Annotated in this window: 16 protein-coding genes; 10 read left to right on the forward strand and 6 right to left on the reverse strand. The window is 69.5% G+C overall.

The features are described 5' to 3' along the window. Nucleotides 1-31: 31 nt before the first annotated feature. A complete protein-coding gene (locus AC07XP_RS05800) occupies nt 32-1,594 on the forward strand; it encodes a class I adenylate-forming enzyme family protein (protein ID WP_495264165.1) in 1,563 nt (520 codons plus the stop codon). 1 nt (nt 1,595) lies between these two features. Here the strand turns inward: AC07XP_RS05800 and AC07XP_RS05805 are convergent, their stop codons facing one another. From AC07XP_RS05805 to AC07XP_RS05815, 3 genes are read right to left on the reverse strand one after another with little or no spacing between them, the layout of a single operon-like run. Further along, entirely contained in the window at nt 1,596-3,140 is a 1,545-nt protein-coding gene (locus AC07XP_RS05805) for an AMP-binding protein (RefSeq protein ID WP_495264081.1), read from the reverse strand. Between the two features lie 5 nt (nt 3,141-3,145). Further along, nucleotides 3,146-4,282: a DUF5938 domain-containing protein gene (locus tag AC07XP_RS05810; protein WP_159270827.1), complete on the reverse strand. Its 1,137-nt coding sequence runs from the start codon at nt 4,280-4,282 to the stop codon at nt 3,146-3,148. A 22-nt stretch (nt 4,283-4,304) separates the two neighbouring features. Then, the gene (locus AC07XP_RS05815) at nt 4,305-5,108 is read right to left on the reverse strand and encodes an SDR family NAD(P)-dependent oxidoreductase (protein WP_095746287.1); all 804 of its coding nucleotides are present in this window, start codon (nt 5,106-5,108) and stop codon (nt 4,305-4,307) included. A gap of 202 nt (nt 5,109-5,310) precedes the next feature. Between AC07XP_RS05815 and AC07XP_RS05820 the strand changes: the two genes are divergently transcribed. From AC07XP_RS05820 to AC07XP_RS05830, 3 genes are read left to right on the forward strand one after another with little or no spacing between them, the layout of a single operon-like run. After that, complete coding sequence (locus tag AC07XP_RS05820; protein ID WP_493193592.1) at nt 5,311-5,991, forward strand: TetR/AcrR family transcriptional regulator; 681 nt, start codon at nt 5,311-5,313, stop codon at nt 5,989-5,991. Between the two features lie 7 nt (nt 5,992-5,998). After that, nucleotides 5,999-6,961 (forward strand): TIGR03571 family LLM class oxidoreductase, encoded by a 963-nt coding sequence (locus AC07XP_RS05825; protein ID WP_495264082.1) that lies wholly within the window; start codon nt 5,999-6,001, stop codon nt 6,959-6,961. A gap of 55 nt (nt 6,962-7,016) precedes the next feature. Beyond that, a complete protein-coding gene (locus tag AC07XP_RS05830) occupies nt 7,017-7,721 on the forward strand; it encodes a glutathione S-transferase N-terminal domain-containing protein (RefSeq protein ID WP_495264083.1) in 705 nt (234 codons plus the stop codon). 17 nt (nt 7,722-7,738) lie between these two features. Here the strand turns inward: AC07XP_RS05830 and AC07XP_RS05835 are convergent, their stop codons facing one another. The 3 genes from AC07XP_RS05835 to AC07XP_RS05845 all read right to left on the reverse strand — a co-directional run bounded on the left by AC07XP_RS05835 (nt 7,739) and on the right by AC07XP_RS05845 (nt 11,062). Beyond that, complete coding sequence (locus AC07XP_RS05835) at nt 7,739-8,989, reverse strand: glutamate carboxypeptidase (protein ID WP_447746383.1); 1,251 nt, start codon at nt 8,987-8,989, stop codon at nt 7,739-7,741. A 74-nt stretch (nt 8,990-9,063) separates the two neighbouring features. Further along, entirely contained in the window at nt 9,064-10,743 is a 1,680-nt protein-coding gene (locus tag AC07XP_RS05840) for a cyclic peptide export ABC transporter (RefSeq protein ID WP_487848198.1), read from the reverse strand. Nucleotides 10,744-10,828: 85 nt separating this feature from the next. Then, on the reverse strand, nt 10,829-11,062 hold the full coding sequence (locus AC07XP_RS05845; protein ID WP_070062443.1) for a hypothetical protein: 234 nt from the start codon (nt 11,060-11,062) through the stop codon (nt 10,829-10,831). A 162-nt stretch (nt 11,063-11,224) separates the two neighbouring features. Here AC07XP_RS05845 and fhuF point away from each other — a divergent pair, with 162 nt between their 5' ends. The 6 genes from fhuF (at nt 11,225) to AC07XP_RS05875 (ending at nt 18,907) form a co-directional block, all read left to right on the forward strand. Continuing rightward, the gene (gene fhuF, locus AC07XP_RS05850; protein ID WP_495264084.1) at nt 11,225-12,010 is read left to right on the forward strand and encodes a siderophore-iron reductase FhuF; all 786 of its coding nucleotides are present in this window, start codon (nt 11,225-11,227) and stop codon (nt 12,008-12,010) included. 68 nt (nt 12,011-12,078) lie between these two features. Beyond that, entirely contained in the window at nt 12,079-13,185 is a 1,107-nt protein-coding gene (locus AC07XP_RS05855) for a GNAT family N-acetyltransferase (RefSeq protein WP_492699253.1), read from the forward strand. Continuing rightward, on the forward strand, nt 13,172-14,491 hold the full coding sequence (locus tag AC07XP_RS05860; RefSeq protein WP_495264085.1) for a lysine N(6)-hydroxylase/L-ornithine N(5)-oxygenase family protein: 1,320 nt from the start codon (nt 13,172-13,174) through the stop codon (nt 14,489-14,491). Before AC07XP_RS05855 ends, AC07XP_RS05860 begins: the two co-directional genes overlap by 14 nt. 160 nt (nt 14,492-14,651) lie before the next feature. Further along, the gene (locus tag AC07XP_RS05865; RefSeq protein ID WP_070062439.1) at nt 14,652-15,230 is read left to right on the forward strand and encodes an RNA polymerase sigma factor; all 579 of its coding nucleotides are present in this window, start codon (nt 14,652-14,654) and stop codon (nt 15,228-15,230) included. Next, nucleotides 15,227-16,255: a FecR family protein gene (locus tag AC07XP_RS05870; RefSeq protein ID WP_159275879.1), complete on the forward strand. Its 1,029-nt coding sequence runs from the start codon at nt 15,227-15,229 to the stop codon at nt 16,253-16,255. Before AC07XP_RS05865 ends, AC07XP_RS05870 begins: the two co-directional genes overlap by 4 nt. A 204-nt stretch (nt 16,256-16,459) precedes the next feature. Then, the gene (locus tag AC07XP_RS05875) at nt 16,460-18,907 is read left to right on the forward strand and encodes a TonB-dependent siderophore receptor (protein WP_495264086.1); all 2,448 of its coding nucleotides are present in this window, start codon (nt 16,460-16,462) and stop codon (nt 18,905-18,907) included. The last annotated feature ends 40 nt before the right edge of the window (nt 18,908-18,947 follow it).

Raw genomic sequence — 18,947 nt, forward strand, 5'->3', positions numbered from 1 at the left:
CCCCGAGCCCTCCCCTTCCTCCTTCCAGCGCATCGCCCGCATCGCGCTGGGCGACGTGATCCACCGCAGCGCGCGGCGCTTCGGTGCGCGCACCGCGCTCATCGAGGGCGAGCACCGCATGAGCTACCGCGAGCTCGACGCCGCATCGAACCGCTTCGCGCACCACCTGCTGGGCCTGGGCCTCACAAGCGGCGAGCGCGTGGGCATGCTGTGCAACAACTCGATCGAGATGGTGGTCGCGCTGCTCGGCATCCAGAAGGCCGGCCTCGTGTGGGTGCCGATCAACACGGCGCTCGCGGTCGATGCCATCGGCTACATCCTTGAACACGCCGAAGCGCGGCACCTGGTGATCGACACCGCGCTGCACGCGCGCCCCGAGCTGCGCCAGCTGCTGGAAACGGCGGGTGTCTCGCCGCTGCTGTGCGTGCTCGACGGCGACACGCCGCCGCCCGGCGTGCCCACCGTGGCGCAGGCCATCGCACAGGGCCCCGCCACGCTGCCCGACGTGGCCATCGACAGCGACCAGCTCGCGCTCATCATGTACACCAGCGGCACCACCGGCCGCCAGAAGGGCGTGATGCATTCGCACGCCTCGGTGCACTCGGTGCTCCAGAGCAACATGCTCGAATGGGGCGGCGGCCCCGCGCACCACGACGTGTGGAGCAACGTGCTGCCGCTGTTTCACTGCGGGCAGCACACGGTGCTGATGTCGGCGCTCGCGGTGGGCGGCACGAACGTCATCCTGCGCGGCTTCGACCCCGGCGCGATGCTCGCCGCCATCGAGCGCCACAGGATCACCGTGACGGTCGGACTGCCCATGATGTACGGCGCGCTGCTGGCCCACCCGCAGCGCGAGTCGCGCGACCTGTCGAGCCTGCGGCTGTGCGTGTATGCGATGGCGCCGATGTCGCGCACGCTGCTGCTGCGCCTGCTCGACGCGCTGTGCCCGAACTTCGCGTTGGCCTCGGGGCAGACCGAGATGTACCCCGGCGCCACCATCTTCGAGACGCACCAGCAGCGTGAGCGCTTCGGCTCGTACTGGGGCGTGGGCACGCTGGTGAACGAGGTCGCGGTGATGGGCGACGAGGGCGAGCTGCTCGCGCCGAACCAGGTCGGCGAGATCGTCTTTCGCGGACCGAACGTGATGCTCGGCTACTACAAAGACCCGCAGGCCACGGCGCATGCGCAGCGCTTCGGCTGGCACCACTCGGGCGACCTGGGCAAGCTGGACGACGACGGGCAGCTGATCTTTCTCGACCGGCTCAAGGACATGGTCAAGTCGGGCGGCGAGAACGTGCCCTCGCTCAAGGTCGAGGAGGTGCTGCTGCGCCACCCGGGCGTGCTCAACGCGGCGGTGGTCGGCCTGCCGCACGAGCGCTGGGGCGAGGCCATCACGGCCTTCGTCACACGCCGGCCCGATGCGCCGGCAGAGTTCTCGGAGGCCACGCTCACGGCGCACTGCAAGGAGCACCTGGGCGGCTTCGAGGTGCCCAAGGACATCGTCTTCGTGCCCGCGCTGCCGATGACCTCGACGGGCAAGATCCAGAAGTTCGAGCTGCGCCAGGCGCACCAGGGGCACTACCAGCGCGACTGAATCAGGATGACGACAGCTTCTGCAGCAGCGACGCCCGCACTTCCTTCTTGAGCACCTTGCCGACCTTGGAGCGCGGCAGGTCGGCCCACACCTCGACCTGCTTGGGCGCCTTCACGCTGCCGATGCGCGACTTGACGAAAGCCTTGATCGCCTCGGCATCGACGCTGCGGCCCGCGTGCAGCTGCAGCACGGCCACCACGCGCTCACCCCACTTCTCGTCGGGCAGGCCGACGACTGCGCTGTCCTGCACATCGGGGTGCTGCATCAGCACCTGCTCCACCTCGGCCGAGTAGACGTTGAAGCCGCCCGAGATGATCATGTCCTTGGCGCGGTCGACGATGAACAGGAAGCCATCTGCACCGAGGTAGCCGATGTCGCCCGTGTGGTGCCAGCCGTGGCGCGAGGCCTCCTGCGTGGCCTTCGGGTCCTTGTAGTAGCCGCGCATCACGAGCGAGCCGCGCACCACGATCTCGCCGCTCTCGCCCGTGGGCAGCAAGGCGCCCTCGCCGTTCATGATGCCGACCTGCACCAGCGGCCCGGGCCGCCCCGCCGAGGCCAGGCGCTGGCGGGCCACCGAACCGTCGGCGTTGAAGTGATCGCGCGGCGGCATCATCGAGACCATCATCGGCGCCTCGGTCTGGCCGAAGAGTTGGGCCATGACGGGGCCGATCTTGTCGAGCGCCTCTTCGAGCCGCGCGGCCGACATGGGCGCGGCGCCGTACCAGAAGCATTGCAGCGAGTCGCGCTTCGTCTGCGCCAGCTCCGGGTGCTGCAGCAGCATGTAGATCAGCGTCGGCGGCAGGAAGGTGTGGGTGACGCGCCGGCGCTCGATGAGCGAAAGGAACTCGCTCAGGTCGGGCTTGGGCATGATGACCACGCGCCCGCCCAGCGCCATCACCGGCAGGCACAGCACACCGGCCGCATGCGTGAGCGGCGCGAGCGCCAGGTACACGGGCCGGCCCTCGAACGGGTAGCCCATGAGGGTCAGCGCCGACATGGCCTCCAGGTTGCCACCCGAGAGCATCACGCCCTTGGGCTGGCCGGTGGTGCCGCCGGTGCCGGCGATCATGGCCACGTCGTCGGGCGGTGCGATGTCGATCGGCGCATCGTCCAGCCCGTCGAGCCATTCGTCCATGGCGGGCGCGAAGGCCTGCCGCTGGTCGAGGCACACCAGCGCCTTCAGCTTCGGCAGCTGCGCGCGCATCTGCTCGACCATGGGCGCGTAGTTGCTGTGGAACACGAGGCAGGCGCAATCGAAGGCATCGAGCACGAAGGCGTTCTCGCTGGCTTCGTTGCGCGGGTTGATCGGGCACCACACGCCACCGGCGCGCGAGATGCCGAACACCGTGGCGAAGGCCAGGGCGTCGTTGCTCGAGAGCACCGCCACCTTGTCCCCGGGCTGGATGCCCGCGCGCTGCAGGCCGCGTGCCACGCGCCAGCTGATGCGTTGCACCTGGCCGTAGCTCAGGTCGGCGTCGCCCATGGTGAGGCACGGCGAATCGGCGCCCTGCTGGGCGCCTTTGTCGAGGTAGTCGACGAGGCGCATGCGCGTCAGCCCATCCGCGTGAGCACGGGTTCCTGCACCAGCCCGAAGCTGCGCAGCGCCCCCAGCAGCTCGCGGTGTCCGAAGGCTTGGCAACCCGAGGCGAAACCGGCGCGGCGCGGTGCCTGCTGCAGCAGCGAGGCCGCTGCGTAGGCCTGCAGCAGGCCGGTCTGCTTGTAGTTGCAGTTGCCGAAGATCACGCAGTGCGCGCGGCCCAGCGGACCGGAGGCATGCACCGAGTCGACCGACTTGTTGATGCGCGGGTTCTCGCGTGGCGGCATGGTGTTCATCACGCCCGCGGCCGTCTGGGCCAGCGCGGCATAGCGGTCTTCGTCGTTCATGCCTTCGGTGGCCTTGAGCGCGGCGGCCACGATCTGCGGCACGCCCAGCATCAGCGGCTTGTTGAAGACGCCGCCGAGCACCTTCACGTTGGCCACGCGCGGATCGCGCTTGAACCACACCGGGTGCGAGGTGCCGCCCCAGGGCAATGCCAGCGCGGCTTCATGCTGGCCGGGAATCGACAGGTGGTACAGGCCCGCGTCGGGCTGCCACTCGACGTACTGGTTCTGCTCCAGGTAGAAGGCCTTGGACGTGGCCGCGTTCACCAGGATGGTCTGCGTCGACGCGATGGTCGGGCTGCCGCCCCAGAACACGGCGATGTCGAGCGTGTCCAGGCCGGGCGTCTCCAGGCACAGCTGCGCCGCAATTTCGCCGGTGGTGTACATCTGCGCCAGGCCGGGCGAAAGCAGCAGGCCGGCCGCCGCGAACTTGGCGCCGTATTTCTGGTCGAGCGTGATGAGCCAGTCTTGCTCACCGGTGGTGTCGGTGTAGTGGCAGCCGGCGGCCAGGCAGGCATCGACCACCTCGGGGCCGAACTTGGCGAACGGCCCCACCGTGTTGAGCACCACCGAGGCGCCGGTGAAGAGCTCGGTGAGCGCTTCAACCGTGTGCGCGACCTCGACCACTTCGTAGTCCGCGGTCTCGATGCCGGGCACGTTCGACTTCATCGCCGCTTCGAGCTTCTCCGCGCTGCGGCCCGCGGCGATGAAGGGGATGTGGTACTCGCGCAGGTACTCGCAGACCAGGCGCCCGGTGTAGCCGGAGGCGCCGTAGACGATGACGGGTTTCTTCTTGCTGCTGCTCATTTTTTCTCTCCTGGTTGATCGCTCACATGCCCATGCCGCCGTCCACCGCGAGGCCCGCGCCGGTGATGAACCGGGCGGCATCGGAGCAGAGGAAGACCACCACGTCGGCCATGTCGCCGATCTCGCCGAGGCGGCCCAGCGGCGTCTGGCCGATGACGTCGCCCACGGCGGCCTCGACGCTGGGCGCGAGCCCCGCGGCCACGATGTCGTTGGCGAGCTTCATGCCCATGTCGGTGGGCACGAGGCCGGGGTAGATGCAGTTGACGCGCACGCCGTAGCCCAGCTTGCCGGACTCCATGGCCGCCACGCGCGTGGCGCGGTCGACCGCCGACTTGGTCGCCGAGTAGCCGGCAATGGCGGGAAAGGCGATGGTGGCCGCGACCGAGGCGATGTTGACCACCGCCCCGCCGCCGCCCGCGCTGCCGCCGGGGCGCATGGCGCGAAAGGCGTGCTTCATGCCCAGCAGCGTGCCGGCCACGTTCACGTCGAGCATGCGGCGCAGGTCGTCGCCGTCGACGTCGACCACCAGCGAGGTGATCTCGATGCCGGCGTTGTTGACCAGGATGTCGAAGCCGCCGAGGGCCTTCACCGTGGCTTCGGTGGCAGCCGCCCAATCGCCGTCCTTCGTGACGTCGAGCGGGACGAAGCCCACCTTCGCTCCCTCTGCGGAAAGCCGCTGCGCGGTCTCCTTGCCCAGGTCGGCGAGCACGTCGCCGATCATCACCGACGCACCCGCCTGCGCCAACGCCTGGGCGATGCCCGCGCCGATGCCGCGCGCACCCCCTGTCACCAGGGCCTTGCGCCCCGTCAAGTCGAACTTGGCCATCACTTGTCTCCTGTGGATATGTGTATGAGATGGAGCGGTCATGCTAGGAATCGACTTGACGAGTGTCAAGAATTTTTTTGACGACTGCCCAAATTTCGTAAAATGCCTCTGGAATGCACGTACGAGGGATTTCCCACGCCGCGTGCTATGGTTTGCAATCACCAGGAAACACAGCGGCCGGCACTCTGCGGCCTGGCTAGAAATGACCACTCATTCACGGGTAAAGAAGCACGCCGGGCGGGTGCAGAAGGCACCGGCCGACAAGTTCGAGCAGCGCCGCGCCGAGCTCGGCGAAGCCGCCCTCACCACGCTGGCCACGCTCGGCTACGCGCGCACCAGCCTGCGCGAAATTGCGCAGAACTCCGAGTTCTCGCATGGCGTGCTGCACTACTACTTCAGCGACAAGGTCGACCTCATCGTCTGCAGCGTCAAGCAGTACAAGGCGCGCTGCGTCACGCGCTACGACCACGCGGTCGACACCGCCACGACGTATGACGAGCTCATGGAAGGCTTCCTGCAGAGCCTGGGCGACACGCTGCTGGGCGAAGGCCACGTGCACCGGCTCTGGTACGACCTGCGTTCGCAGGCGCTGTTCGAAGCGGCCTTCCACGACGACGTGGTGCAGATCGACAAGAGCCTCGAAGACATGATCTGGCGCATCATGAGCCGCTTCGCCGAACTCTCGGGGCAAGCCCCCGGCCTGCCGCCCTCGGCCTGCTACGCCCTCTTCGACGGGCTGTTCCTGCAGGCGCTGCTCAAGCACCTCTCGGGCGACACCAAGGCCATCGCCGACATGCAGGCCGACGTGCGGCAGTCGATCGAGCGGCTGTTCACCGCCCCCGCCGCAACCACCGCGCCGGCCTCCCGCAAGCGGCGCGCCTGACGCCGCCATGGCGCCGTTCAACACCGCCTACCGGCAGACGCTGCTCGCCGGGCGCCTCACCCTGGGCCTGATGACGCCGCTGGCGCGCCCGCACGGCGCGATGGCCGACCCCGCGTCCGAACTGCAACTGGCCCGGCTGGCCGACACGCTCGGCTTTGCCGCGCTGTGGACGCGCGACGTGCCCGTGATGCTGCCGCAGGGCGAAGAGACCGCGGTGCTCGACGAGCCCTTCATCTGGCTCACCGCGCTGGCCGCCGCCACGCAGCGCATCGCGCTCGGCACCGCCGCCGCCGTGCTGCCGCTGCGCCATCCGCTGCACGTGGCCAAGGCCGCGCTCTCGCTCAACCGCCTGTCGAACGACCGCTTCATCCTCGGGCTGGGCTCGGGCGACCGCGAAGCCGAGTTCGCCATCTTCCAGCAGGACATCGCGCTGCGCGGCGACGTCTTCCGCGAACGCTGGAACCTGGTGCGCTCGGCGCTCTCGCCCGATGCGCACGAGCGCGCTGCGCTGCACGAAGCCACCGGCGGCCACGACCTCATGGCGGCACCCGCCGCGCGCATCGGCATGCTGGTGGTGGGCTCGGCGCGCCAGTCGCTGCAATGGACCGCCGCCCACGCCGACGGCTGGGCCACCTACCACCGCGACGAAGCGCGCCAGCAGGGCCGCATCGGCCTGTGGCAGACCGCGCTGCGCGAACGCGCGGGCGGCGAAGCCAAGCCCTTCATTCAATCGTTGCAGCTCGACCTGCTGGACGATGCCGACGCGCCCGCCGAACCCATCGAACTCGGCCTGCGCACGGGACGCCACGCGCTCGTCGACTACCTCGACCGCATGGAAGACGCCGGCGTCGCGCACGTGCTGCTGAACCTCGCGCGCAGCAGCCGGCGGCCCGCGCAGGACGTGGTCGACGAGCTCGGCCGCGAGGTGCTGCCGCGCCTGCAAGGCCATGCGCGCACACCGCCAGCCTGACCCGTGCAGAATCCGGCGCTCGCCGTTGCCGACCTTCCTTCCAAGGACTTTCCCCATGACCGATCTCTCGCACTTCCCCATCACGAAGAAATGGCCCGCGCAGCACCCCGAGCGCCTGCAGCTGTACTCGCTGCCCACACCCAACGGCGTGAAGGTGTCGATCCTGCTGGAGGAAACCGGCCTGCCCTACGAGCCGCACCTCGTGAGCTTCGAGACCCAGGACCAGATGTCGCCGGAGTTCCTGTCGCTCAACCCGAACAACAAGATCCCCGCCATCCTCGACCCCAACGGCCCGGGCGGCCAGCCGCTGGCGCTGTTCGAATCGGGCGCCATCCTGCTGTACATCGCAGAAAAGACCGGCCAGTTCATCCCGAAGGATGCGGCGGCCCGCTACGAGACCATCCAGTGGGTGATGTTCCAGATGGGCGGCATCGGCCCGATGTTCGGCCAGCTCGGCTTCTTCAACAAGTTCGCCGGCAAGGACTACGAAGACAAGCGCCCGCGCGACCGCTACGTGGCCGAGTCGAAGCGCCTGCTCGGCGTGCTCGACAAGCACCTCGCCAACCGCGCCTGGATCATGGGTGACACGTACACCATCGCCGACATCGCCACCTTCCCGTGGGTGCGCAACCTGATCGGCTTCTACGAGGCCGGCGACCTCGTGGGCTTCAGCGAGTTCAAGAACGTCGCGCGCGTGCTTGAGGCCTTTGTGGCGCGGCCGGCGGTGGTGAAGGGCCTGGGCATTCCAAAGCGGGGCTGAGGCCCCGGCAACAGACCCTAGTTCGCGCTCAGGTCCATGAGCATCCGCGACAGCAGATAAAGCCGCGGCACCACGCTCTCGACCTCGGCGTATTCCTCGGGCGTGTGGATACCGCCACCCACTATGCCGAAGCCGTCGAGCACGGGCACGCCGACACCGGCCACGAGGCTGGCGTCGGCGGCCCCGCCGCTGCTCTCGATGGTGAGCTTCTTGCCGATCTCGCCGTAGATGCCCTCGGCCATGCGCACCAGCTTGTCCGACGCGGGCGAGCGCGGCATCGGCGGTAGGCCGCGCACGAGGCGCACGCGCACCTCGGTCTCGGGGATGAGCTTGTTCTGCGCGATGCGCGTGAGGTCTTTCTCGACGCGGTCGAGCTCCTCGGGCGTGGCGGCGCGCACGTCGCCCTTGGCGCTGGCCGACGCGGGGATCACGTTGGTCGGTCCGTTGGCCGTGAGCACCGTGAAGTTGACCGTGGTCTTCTTGGCCGCATCGGCCACCTTCGACAGTTGCAGGACCTGGTGCGCGACCTCCATCGCGGCGTTGCGGCCCGCCTCGGGCGCGACGCCCGCGTGCGACGCGAGCCCCTTCACCTCGATGAGCGCCGTGGCCGAGCCCTTGCGCTCGACCACGAGGCCGTCGGCCGGACGGCCCGGCTCGAGGTTCAGCGCGACGTCGTGCTGCTTGGCCACGCGCTCGATGAGCGCGCTGGTGCCGACCGAGCCGGTCTCTTCGTTGGTGTCGATCAGGAAGGTGATCTGGCCGTAGTCCTTGAAACCGATCTTCTGCAGGATCTTCAGCGCCTGCAGGCCGGCCACGACGCCGCCCTTGTTGTCCATCACGCCGGGGCCGTAGGCGCGGCCGTCCTTGATGTAGAAGGGCTTGGCCGCGGCCGTGCCGTCCTTGAACACGGTGTCGATGTGGGCCAGGATGAGGATCTTCTTCTTGCCCTGGCCGGTCAGCGTCGCGACCAGGTTGGTGCCCGGGTGCGGCTCGGCGGGAAAGCTCTCGATGCGCGCGTCGAGCTTGCGCAGTTCGTCCGCCACCATCTCGCGCACCTTGGCCAGGCCCTCGGTGTTGGTCGAGCCCGAATCGATGTTGACCATGCGCTCCAGCAGCTGCAGCGTCTCGTCCTTTTGCTGCGTGGCGGCGTCGAGCACGCCCTGGTGCGGCTTCTGGGCCATGGCGCTGGCGGCGAGCAAGGCACTGGCCAGAACGGCGCCCTGGCAGGCGGCGCGCGTCCATGAACGCGGGGTGGAGCGAAGGTGCATGAGGAAGCCTGTTCTTTCTGTTGTGGAGGTTCGTTCGAAGCGAACCCCACACTAGCACCCGCTTCGCGAACGGGTCAAGCCGCGAGGCTCGGCGCCGGCGCCTCCGTGGCTTGCGCGATGCGCCCGGCCTTCATGTGGACGATGCGGTCGGCCACATGAAAGTAGCGGTCGTCGTGCGAGATGACGACCAGCGAGTGCCCCTTGGCGCGCAGCTCGGGCAGCAGCTCGGTGTAGAACAGATGGCGAAAGGCCGGGTCCTGGTCGGCGGCCCATTCGTCGAACACCAGCACCGGCCGGCCTTCGAGGTACGCATGCACCAGCGCCAGCCGCTTGCGTTGGCCGGTCGACAGGTCGGTGGTGCTGAAGGCGCCGTCTTTCACCGACACCTTGTGCGCGATCTCCAGCCGTTGCAGGTAGGGCAAGGCGGTTTCGGGCAGCGCCTGGTGGCCGCCCTCTTCACCGGCCACGAGGTCTTCGAACAGGTAGAAGTCGGAGAACACGGTGGTGAAGAGCTGGCGGTAGTCGTCGCGCGTCTGCGGCGTCACGGCCTTGCCGTCGAGCAGCAGCTCGCCATCCACCGGCGCGTACAGGCCCAACAGCAGCTTGATGAGCGTGGTCTTTCCCGAGCCGTTGTCGCCGACGACGAAGACGATCTCGCGCCGCCCGATGCGCAAATCCACCGGGCCGAGCACGAAGGGCTCCGCGCCCTCCACCGCCGGGAACGCATAGCGCGCGCCGCGCAGCTCGATGGCGTCGTGCAGCACGGGCGTGGCGGGCGGTGCGTGCAGGTCCAGGTGCGGTTCGGGCGTGGCGAAGCGGGCCGACAGGTCACCGATGCGCTCGAAGGCCACCTTCGCGCGCCCCAGGTGCGGCAGGGCCGCCACCACCTGATCGAGCGGCCCTTTCAGAAACAGAAGCACCAGCACGAAGCCGCTGAGCACGACGGGCGCGGTGTCGCGGAACGCGGCCCAGCCGAGGATGAGTGCAATCAGCAGAAAGAACAGCGCCGAACCGAAGGACGAGGCGAGCACGAAGATGTTGATGGCACGCCGGTTGATGTCGTGGATGCGTTCCACCGTGTGCGCCACCTGCTGCTCGTACACCTTGGCGCGGCGCGCGCGGTGCATGCGCAGCTCCTTCGCGCCTTCGCTGATGCCGCGGTAGGCCTTGTGCAGCGCCTCCTCCTGCTCGCGCGCCTTGAAGAAACCCGAGATGCCACGCGCATGCGCCAGGCTCTGCACGGTGATGCCCACGAGCAGCGCCCCCAGCAGCAGGCCGAACAGCGGCGGCGAAAGCCACGCCAGGTAACCCAGGCAACCAAGGGAAACAGCCAGCGCGATCATGGTCGAGGCCAGCATGAAGGCCACGTCGCTGATCATGTCGACGTCCTGCGTGAGCACGGGCATCAGGCGGTGCATGCGGTAACGCTCGAGCGCATCGATCGGCGCCGCGAGGATCTTCAGCGCCAGGCTCTTGCGCACTTGCGCCACGAGCCGCTGGCCGACCACGTTGTTCGACATGTCGGAGGTGGCGCGCCCGACCAGCGCCACCACGCACAGGCCGATGAAGGTCAGCAGCAGCCCGCCGGCCAGGCCGCCGGGGCGATGCAGCACCTGGTTGATGGTCGCCAGCAGCGCGACGGTCGCGATGCCCGCGCCGATGCCGGTCACGGTAGACAGCGCGATCCACGGGAAGTAGGGCCGCAACAGCCGGACGAGTTCGGACGCGGGGGCGCTGGCGGGTGTGAGGTTCATGCGGCGGACGGTTCGTTGCAAAGGGAGACGGGCTCCCTGCAATGACGTTCGGCGGGCCTGCTTGTTTAGCAGGAAGGCGCAGCGCCTATTGCAGCAGCGGCTGCGCCCCCGCCTCGCGCGCAGCCTCCACCACCGAGGCGCCGGCCAGCGCCCACAGCGTCAGGGCCTCGTCGAGCGCGCGCACGTGGCTCGGGTCCTGGCCGAGCCAGGCCACGAGCTGCTCGGCGCGCTCGGGCGACGGTGCGTCGTGCAGCTCGCGAAAGAGCCGCCAGGCCATGCTGAAGGCCGGATCGGAGGGACGGTGTCTCGGGAAGCTCATGGGGATTCGCACGCCTGCACTGCTGTCGATGAGTGAGTAGACGCTCCGTGGGGCAGGCTGTTTAGGCGCGGGGCCTGCGCGGACTAAATTTCCGGCCCGCCGGCGCGTCTTCTGCTGCATGCCTGTGCGCCTTCTTCTTCACGCCACCTTCGGCCCCGCCCCGTGATCCCGCTGCTCGCGCCGATCTTCCAGGGCGAGTGGGCGCCCTACGGCGAAACGCTGGCCTGCGCCCCGCACCCGCCGCCCGACGCCGTGCGCGTGGCCGATCTGCTGGCCGACCCGCCGCGCCTGCTGGCGCTGCTGCGCCTGAAGGCGCGCACGCTGAACATGCCGGAGCGCGACCTGCGCGCGGTCGCCTCCGCCTGGAGCATGAACTACCTGCACGCGCTGCTGCCGCCCGTGGCCGCCGCGGCGAGCCTGCTGCAGCACGGTTTTCCGGTCAGGCCCGAACAGGTGTGGGTGTCGCTCGACGACGCAGACGGCGACCCGGAGTGCTTCCACATCGTCGAGCTCGGCACGCCGCGCCCCGGCACCGACACGGCGGCGCGCTACGACGTGCTGCTGTGGACGCACCTGGCGCCCCTGTTCGCGCGGCTGGCGCAGCTCACGCGGCTGGCGCCCAAGATCCTCTGGGGCAACGCCGTGCGCTACCTCGAGCCGGTGCTGGAAGAAGGCCTGCGCATGAGCGGCCAGGCGCCCGCCGTGGCCGCCGACCTCGAGCACCTGCTGCACCGCCCGACCTGGCCGCAACCGGGCGGCGAGGCGCGCGACAACCCGATGTTCATGCCCGCGCGCCGCGGCGTGCGCGTGGCCGACCGCAGCGCGCCGCCCGTCACGCTGCACCGCCAGTGCTGCCTCTACTACCTCGTGCCGCGGCTGGGCTATTGCGGCGCGTGTCCGCTCTCGCCCGAGTTCGAGCGGGAGCGCTGTGCAAGCACCGCCGACTAAACATCCGGCCGCAGCCCGCGTCTTCCTTCTGCATCCCACACACATCGACCACACCCCGGAGGTTTTGCTTGACCGCCCACGACACTGCATGGCGCTTTCACGCGCATCCCGAAGGCCGGGTGCTGGACGTCCGGCTGGAAGGCACCGTGCTCAAGGTGACGCCGCACGACGGCGACCGCCACGGCAGCACCTGGGCCCTGCGCGCGCAGCCCGGCACGCCGCGCCTCGAATGGCTGGGCGCCTGCGCGGGCGAGCCTGACGAAGCGCACCTGCTGGCGGCGATCGAGGCGGCCTTCCAACGCCACCCGGCCGCGCGGCAGCTCGCGCTGCAGTCGCCGCTGCCGACCGGCACGCGGCTGGTGGACGCGGGCATCGTCACGCCGGCCGAGGGCGCGCTGCCCACGGTCGCGCGCGAGGCCTTCTGGCAATGGCCGCGCGCCTGGCTGCCGCAGCCGCGCGAGCCCTTCGCCCAGCGCTTCGTCGTCACGCAGGGCAAGCGCCATCCGCTGCGCCCCGCCAAGCCGCAAGGCACCGTGTACCGCCGCCACATCCCGTGGCTGGGCCAGACGCTCACGCTCGACACGGTCGACATCGAACGCGACCTGCCCGCCTTCAACCGCTGGATGAACGACCCCGTGGTCGCGCATTTCTGGGAAGAGGAAGGCGACCTCGCGCGCCACCGCCAGTACCTCGAAGGCATCGCGGCCGACCCGCGCGTGACCGGCCTCGTCGGTCGCTTCGACGGCGAGGCCTTCGGCTACTTCGAGGCCTACTGGGCGAAGGAAGACCGCATCGCGCCCTTCTACGACGCCGCTGACCACGACCGCGGCTGGCATGCGCTGGTGGGCGAGGCGCGCTTTCGCGGCAAGCCCTTTCTCACGGCCTGGATGCCGTCGGTGTCGCACTACCTCTTCCTGGACGACCCGCGCACGCAGCGCCTGGTGATCGAGCCGCGCGCCGACAACGAAAAAATGATCCGGAGCCTGGGCCGCTGCGGCTACGCCCATGTGAAGGAGTTCGACTTTCCGCACAAGCGCGCCCTGCTGGGCGTGCTGTGGCGCGAGCGTTTCTTCGGCGAGGCGCTGTGGATTCCGCGCGCCGACCCCACCGCCGCTTCGCCGGCCCCGGCTCGTCGACACGAGCCATCCCTGGAGGACATCCATGCAAATCCATGACTTGATCGGCGTCGGCTTCGGCCCGTCCAACATCGCACTGGCCATCGCGCTCGACGAGAAGCGCCAGAAGGGCCACTTCGTCGATGCGCTGTTCATCGAGAAGCAGCCGGGCTTCGTCTGGCACCGCAACATGCTGCTGGACAACGCGCACATGCAGATCTCGTTCCTGAAGGACCTGGCCACGCTGCGCAACCCGTCGAGCCGCTTCACCTTTTTGAACTACCTGCATGAGAAAGAGCGCCTGCAGGACTTCATCAACCTCAAGACCTTCTTCCCGAGCCGCCACGAGTTCAACGACTACCTCGGCTGGGCCGCGGCGCAGTTCGAAGACCGCTGCGCCTACGGCGAGGCCGTGTTCGAGGTGGTGCCCGAAATGAAGGGCAACGAGGTCTCGCTGCTGCGCGTGCGCTCGCGCGACGCCAACGGCGCGGTGCGCGAGCGCCTGGCGCGCAACTTGGTGGTGAGCGTGGGCGGCGTGGCCAACATCCCGGCGCGCTTCCAGCCCCTGCGCGACGACGGCCGCGTGTTCCATTCGAGCACCTATCTGGAGGCCATCGCCCGCCACCCCGGCGCCGACCGCATCGCCATCGTGGGCGCGGGCCAGAGCGCGGCCGAGATCTTCATGGACCTGCAGTCGCACCCGGCGAAGCCGCAGGTCGACCTGATCATGCGGGCGCGCTCCATCAAGCCTTCGGACGACAGCCCGTTCGTGAACGAGATCTTCAACACCGACTTCACCGACTTCGTGTTCAACCGCTCGGTGAACGAGCGCGCCGAGCTGCTCGAGGAGTTCTGGCACACCAACTACGCCGCGCCCGACCTGGAGCTGATCCAGCAGATCTTCAACGTGTTCTACCGCCAGCGCGTGGCCGGCTCGACGCGCCACAGCTTCCTGCGGCGGCACGAGGTGTCGGCCGTGCGGGCCGCGCAGGACGGCATCCACCTGTCGCTGCACGACCTGAACACCGGCGCGCGCCACGACAAGGCCTACGACGCCGTGGTGCTCGCCACCGGCTACGCCCGCGACGCGCACCGCACGCTGCTGGCACCGCTGGCGCCCTATCTGGGCGATTTCTCGGTCGACCGCGACTACCGCGTGCAGGGCACGCCGGCGCTGCGCCCGGGCATCTTCCTGCAGGGCGCCTGCGAGACCAGCCACGGCCTGAGCGACACGCTGCTGTCGGTCACCGCCATCCGCTCCGACGAGATCGGCCAGGCGCTGCTGAACGCCACGCCGCGGCACACGGCGCAGGCACCACAGGCCCCCGCCGCGGAGCGCCCCGCCCACGCCGCGCCCGTGGTCTAGCCACGGAAACGCCAGGCTTCGGTGCTACACTCAATAAGAATAGTTCTTATTCACCCCATCCCCGGGGTCACCGAAGCCAGCGCCCTCGCCTCCTCTTCACCGGCGCGCACCAGCCATCGGCCCAGGGGTCCTTTGTCGATGCTTGCGAGAAGGCGACCGGATGCGCGACCTCGTCCAGGAACTTGTGTCTCACTACGCGGACTTGCGCCGGCAGCTCACGCGCGACCTGCGCGACCCGCACCATGCGGCCGACATCGCGCAGTCCAGCTTCGAGCGCGTGTACACGCACACCCTCGGCCTGCGTGACGGCGCCGCCATCGAGTCGCCGCGCGCCCTGCTGTTCCGCGTGGCGCGCAACCTGTGCATCGACGAAGCCCGCCACCGCAAGGTGGCGCAGGAGTGGGCCGTCTCGCATGCCGTCGTGGGCACGCACCTCACGGCCCCCTCGTCCGAATACGTCGTGGCCCAGCACCGCGTGCTGCGCCGCGTGGTGGAAACCATGGAACAGCTGCCGCCGCGCCGGCGCGAGGTGTTCCTGCTGTTCCGCGCCTACGGCCACTCGCGCGCCGAGATCGCGCAGCGCCTGGGCATCACCGAAATGGCGGTCGCCAAGCACCTGCTGCGCGCCACCATCGACTGCTCGCGCGTGTTCGCCGAGCTGCGCCATGAACTGATCGAGCCGCAGGCGGTGAACAGCCACGCCGGTTTCGACACCGCACTGGCCGAAGACTTTTCATGAGCCGTGCGGCCACAGCGGTCGTTCCGCGTGAACGGCTGATCGAACGCGCGCTCGCGCTCATCGTCGAGGACGAGATCGCGCCGCCGAGCCCGGCCGCCAACAGCGCCCGACTCGCGCTCGACCAGTGGCGCACCCGCTCGCCCGAACACGCCGCCGCCGTGCGCGAGGCGCGCGAGCGCTGGAACGCGCTGGGCGGCATGGCCGACGATCTGCGCGCGCACTTCGACGAACCCGTGCCCGCACCGGCCCCACGCAACCCCTCGCGCCGCAAGATGCTGCTGTCAGTCGCCGGGCTGCTCGGCGCCGGCGTGGTCGCGGGGCGCGGCGTGCAGTGGTACTGGCAGCAGCCCGTGTTCCAGGCGACGTACCGCACGCCGAACGCGCGGATGCTCAAGGTCACGCTGGCCGATGCCGCCGATGCCTCGGCCGGCAGCCGCCTCGACCTCGCGCCCCAGAGCGCCGTCGACGTCACGCTCTACCGCCGCCGCCGCATGATCGACATGGCGCGCGGCGAGGTCCGCTTCGATGTGGCGCCCGACGCCGAGCGGCCCTTCGTGGTGCGCACGCGCGAGGCGATCATCGAAGTGGTCGGCACCGCTTTCACCGTGCGCGACCGCGGCGGCCCGATCACCGTGGGCGTCGAGCACGGCCATGTGCGCGTGCAGGTGCTGCGCCACGCCGGCACCGAACGCAGCGGCGAAGTGGTCGACCTGCGCGCCGGCGACATGCTCGAGGTGCGCGACGGCCACGCCGACCCGGTGCGCCAGGCCGACACCGCCGCCCTCTCGGCCTGGCGCGACGGCTGGCTGGTGTTCGACAACACGCCGCTGGGCGACGCGCTGGCCGCGGTCAACAGCTACCGCAGCGCGCCCATCGTGGGCGCCGACGCCCGCATCGACGCGATGCGGCTCTCGGGGCGCTTTCGCACCAACGACTCGGCCGGCCTGCTCGACGCGCTGCCGGCCATCCTGCCGCTGGTGGCGGTGGCCCGGCCCGACGGCAGCGTGCGCCTGCAGGCGCGCTGACCCGGGCGTGCCCGCCGGCGCGCCGCTCCTTTTTCCCGCTCGTTTTCGGCCCGCATCGACGCGGCGGCCGATGCCTTGTCACGGGCCTGTCTCTCTTTTTCGAGTTCAAACGTCTTACATCCAGAAGCACCCCGCATCCGATCGACGGCTGCGGCGCGCCCCCGTTTCATGCCGCACCGATTTATTTGTCTGGAGCCTTCACCCATGCGTTTCTCGCCTCGCCACCGACTCCTGAGCGCCGCGCTTGCCGCCGCCTTCGGAACCGCCCTTGCCAGCTGGAGCGGCCTCGCCGCCGCCCAGGGCGCCGACCAGGCCGCTGCACAAGCACGCGACATCAACGTCCCCGCCCAGCCGCTGGGCGCCGCGCTCAACGAGCTGTCGCGCCAGACCGGCGTGCAGGTGCTCGCCGCCGGTGACGTGGTCTCGGGCCTGGCCGCACCGGCGGTGTCGGGCCGCCTGAGCTTCCAGCAGGCGCTCGACCGGCTGCTGGCCGGCAGCGGCCTCGTGGCGGTGCGCAACGGCCCCACGCGCGTCACCATCCAGCGCCAGAGCACGGCCGGCGCGTCCACGCTGCCGGCCGTGACCGTGGCCGCGCAGGCCACCACCGACGGCACCACCGAAGGCACGGGCTCGTACACCACGCGCGCCGCCGCCGGTGCCACGCGCATGGACCTGTCGCTGCGCGAAACGCCGCAGTCGGTCAGCGTCATCGGCCGCCAGCAGATCGAGGACCAGAACCTCGTCACCCTCGAGGACGTGCTGCGCCAGACGCCCGGCATCGTGGCCGACCGCAACGACGAGCGCGTGACCTTCTCCTCGCGCGGCTTCGCCCTGAGCACCATGATCGACGGCGTGCCCACGCTGGGCTTCAACAGCGTGGCTGGCGAGTCGAGCATGATCAGCACCGCCTTCTACGACCGCGTCGAGGTGATCCGCGGCGCGGCCGGCCTGCTCAACGGCGTGGGCTCGCCTGGCGGCGCCATCAACCTCGTGCGCAAGCGCCCGACCTCCGAATTCGCCGGTCACATCTCGGGCGGCATCGGCAGCTGGAGCCGCTACAACGCCGAGATCGACGTGGGCGGCCCGCTCAACGCCGACGGCACCGTGCGCGGCCGCTTCATGGCCTCGCGCACCGACGGCAAGAGCTTCATCGAGAACAAGAAGCGCAGCGAAGACGCGCTGTACGGCATTCTCGAAGTCGACCTCGCGGCGGGCTCGCGCCTGTCGGTGGGCTTCGAGCACCAGAAGACCGCCATCGACGGCGCCAACTACGGCCAGAGCCCGCTGTTCTTCAGCAACGGCCAGCGCACCAACCTCCCGCGCTCGTTCAACTCCAGCGCGCCGTGGAGCTACTGGGACATGTACAGCGACAAGCTGTTCGCCAACCTCGACCAGCGCCTGGGCGCAGGCTGGCAGCTGAAGGTGGACGCCAGCTACCTCAAGAGCAAGCGCGAGCGCGCCTCGGGCGACCTGAGCATCTACCGCGCAATCAACGCGCGCACCGGCGCCTCCACCATCGACATCCGCGAGAACCCCGCCGAAGGTGCCAACAAGGCCCTCGACGTGCACCTGAAGGGCCCGTTCGAGGCTTTCGGCCAGACGCACGAGGCCGTGGTGGGCATGAGCTACAACACCTACGACGCCACGGTGTACACCCGCGGCGCCGTGCCGCGCATGATCGACCGCCGGCCGCTGAACTTCTACCAGCTGCAGAGCTTCCCCGAGCCGACCTCCTTCTCGTACCCGCTGTACACGGCGCCGCTGAACACCACCGAGAAAGCCATCTACGCCTCGACCCGCCTGAAGCTGGCCGAGCCGCTGTCGCTCATCGTCGGCGCGCGCGGCACCTGGTACAAGTCCGATGCGTCCACGCTCGACTGGACCACCTGGCGGCGCACCGGCGTGAGTTCGATGCGCGAGAACGGCGTGGTCACGCCCTACCTGGGCGTGGTGTTCGACGTGAGCAAGGAACTCTCGCTGTACGGCAGCTACACCGACATCTTCCAGCCCAACACGGTGCGCGACCGCAACAACTCGCTCATCGCGCCGCAGCGCGGCAAGAACATCGAGCTGGGCCTGAAGGGCGAGCACTTCGGCGGCAAGCTCAACACCAGCGCCGCGATCTTCAAGACGCGCGAGACCAACCTGGCCGTGATCGACACCGGCGCCGGCTCGCTGCTGCCCGACGGCGGCATTCCGTACCGCGCGGTGCAGGGCGCCAAGAGCAAGGGCTTCGAGCTCACCGCCGCCGGCGAAGTGCTGCCGGGCCTGCAGATGCTCGCGGGCTACACCTACCACGCCAAGCGCGACGCCGACGGCGTGCTGCTGAACCCGCAGTACCCGCGCCGCCTGTTCCGTGTGGCCACCAGCTACCGCCTGCCGGGCGAGTGGAGCAAGCTCACCGTCGGCGGCAGCGTGAGCTACCAGAGCGGCATCTACTACGACGAGTTCAACGAACTCGGCCGCGCCTCGCAAGGCGGCCTGACGCTGTTCGGCCTGATGGCGCGCTACGACATCAACAACCGCCTGAGCGCCTCGCTGCACATCGAGAACCTCGGCGACAAGCGCTACTACAACGGCCTGGGCGCCTACAACGGCTACACGCAGGGCAACCCGCGCAACGCCTGGCTGAAGCTCAGCTACAAGCTCTGACGCGCACCAACGAAATGAATTAGGGCGGCACCGGCAGAAG

Source organism: Variovorax sp. GW531-E2, assembly GCF_059423125.1.

Excerpts from the sequence above, each read along its gene's own strand:
- AC07XP_RS05805 (WP_495264081.1), bottom strand. The coding sequence starts at position 3,140 with ATGCGCCTCGTCGACTACCTCGACAAAGGCGCCCAGCAGGGCGCCGAT.
- AC07XP_RS05810 (WP_159270827.1), bottom strand. The coding sequence starts at position 4,282 with ATGAGCAGCAGCAAGAAGAAACCCGTCATCGTCTACGGCGCCTCCGGC.
- AC07XP_RS05815 (WP_095746287.1), bottom strand. The coding sequence starts at position 5,108 with ATGGCCAAGTTCGACTTGACGGGGCGCAAGGCCCTGGTGACAGGGGGT.
- AC07XP_RS05820 (WP_493193592.1), top strand. The coding sequence starts at position 5,311 with ATGACCACTCATTCACGGGTAAAGAAGCACGCCGGGCGGGTGCAGAAG.
- AC07XP_RS05825 (WP_495264082.1), top strand. The coding sequence starts at position 5,999 with ATGGCGCCGTTCAACACCGCCTACCGGCAGACGCTGCTCGCCGGGCGC.
- AC07XP_RS05830 (WP_495264083.1), top strand. The coding sequence starts at position 7,017 with ATGACCGATCTCTCGCACTTCCCCATCACGAAGAAATGGCCCGCGCAG.
- AC07XP_RS05835 (WP_447746383.1), bottom strand. The coding sequence starts at position 8,989 with ATGCACCTTCGCTCCACCCCGCGTTCATGGACGCGCGCCGCCTGCCAG.
- AC07XP_RS05840 (WP_487848198.1), bottom strand. The coding sequence starts at position 10,743 with ATGAACCTCACACCCGCCAGCGCCCCCGCGTCCGAACTCGTCCGGCTG.
- AC07XP_RS05845 (WP_070062443.1), bottom strand. The coding sequence starts at position 11,062 with ATGAGCTTCCCGAGACACCGTCCCTCCGATCCGGCCTTCAGCATGGCC.
- AC07XP_RS05860 (WP_495264085.1), top strand. The coding sequence starts at position 13,172 with ATGCAAATCCATGACTTGATCGGCGTCGGCTTCGGCCCGTCCAACATC.
- AC07XP_RS05865 (WP_070062439.1), top strand. The coding sequence starts at position 14,652 with ATGCGCGACCTCGTCCAGGAACTTGTGTCTCACTACGCGGACTTGCGC.
- AC07XP_RS05870 (WP_159275879.1), top strand. The coding sequence starts at position 15,227 with ATGAGCCGTGCGGCCACAGCGGTCGTTCCGCGTGAACGGCTGATCGAA.
- AC07XP_RS05875 (WP_495264086.1), top strand. The coding sequence starts at position 16,460 with ATGCGTTTCTCGCCTCGCCACCGACTCCTGAGCGCCGCGCTTGCCGCC.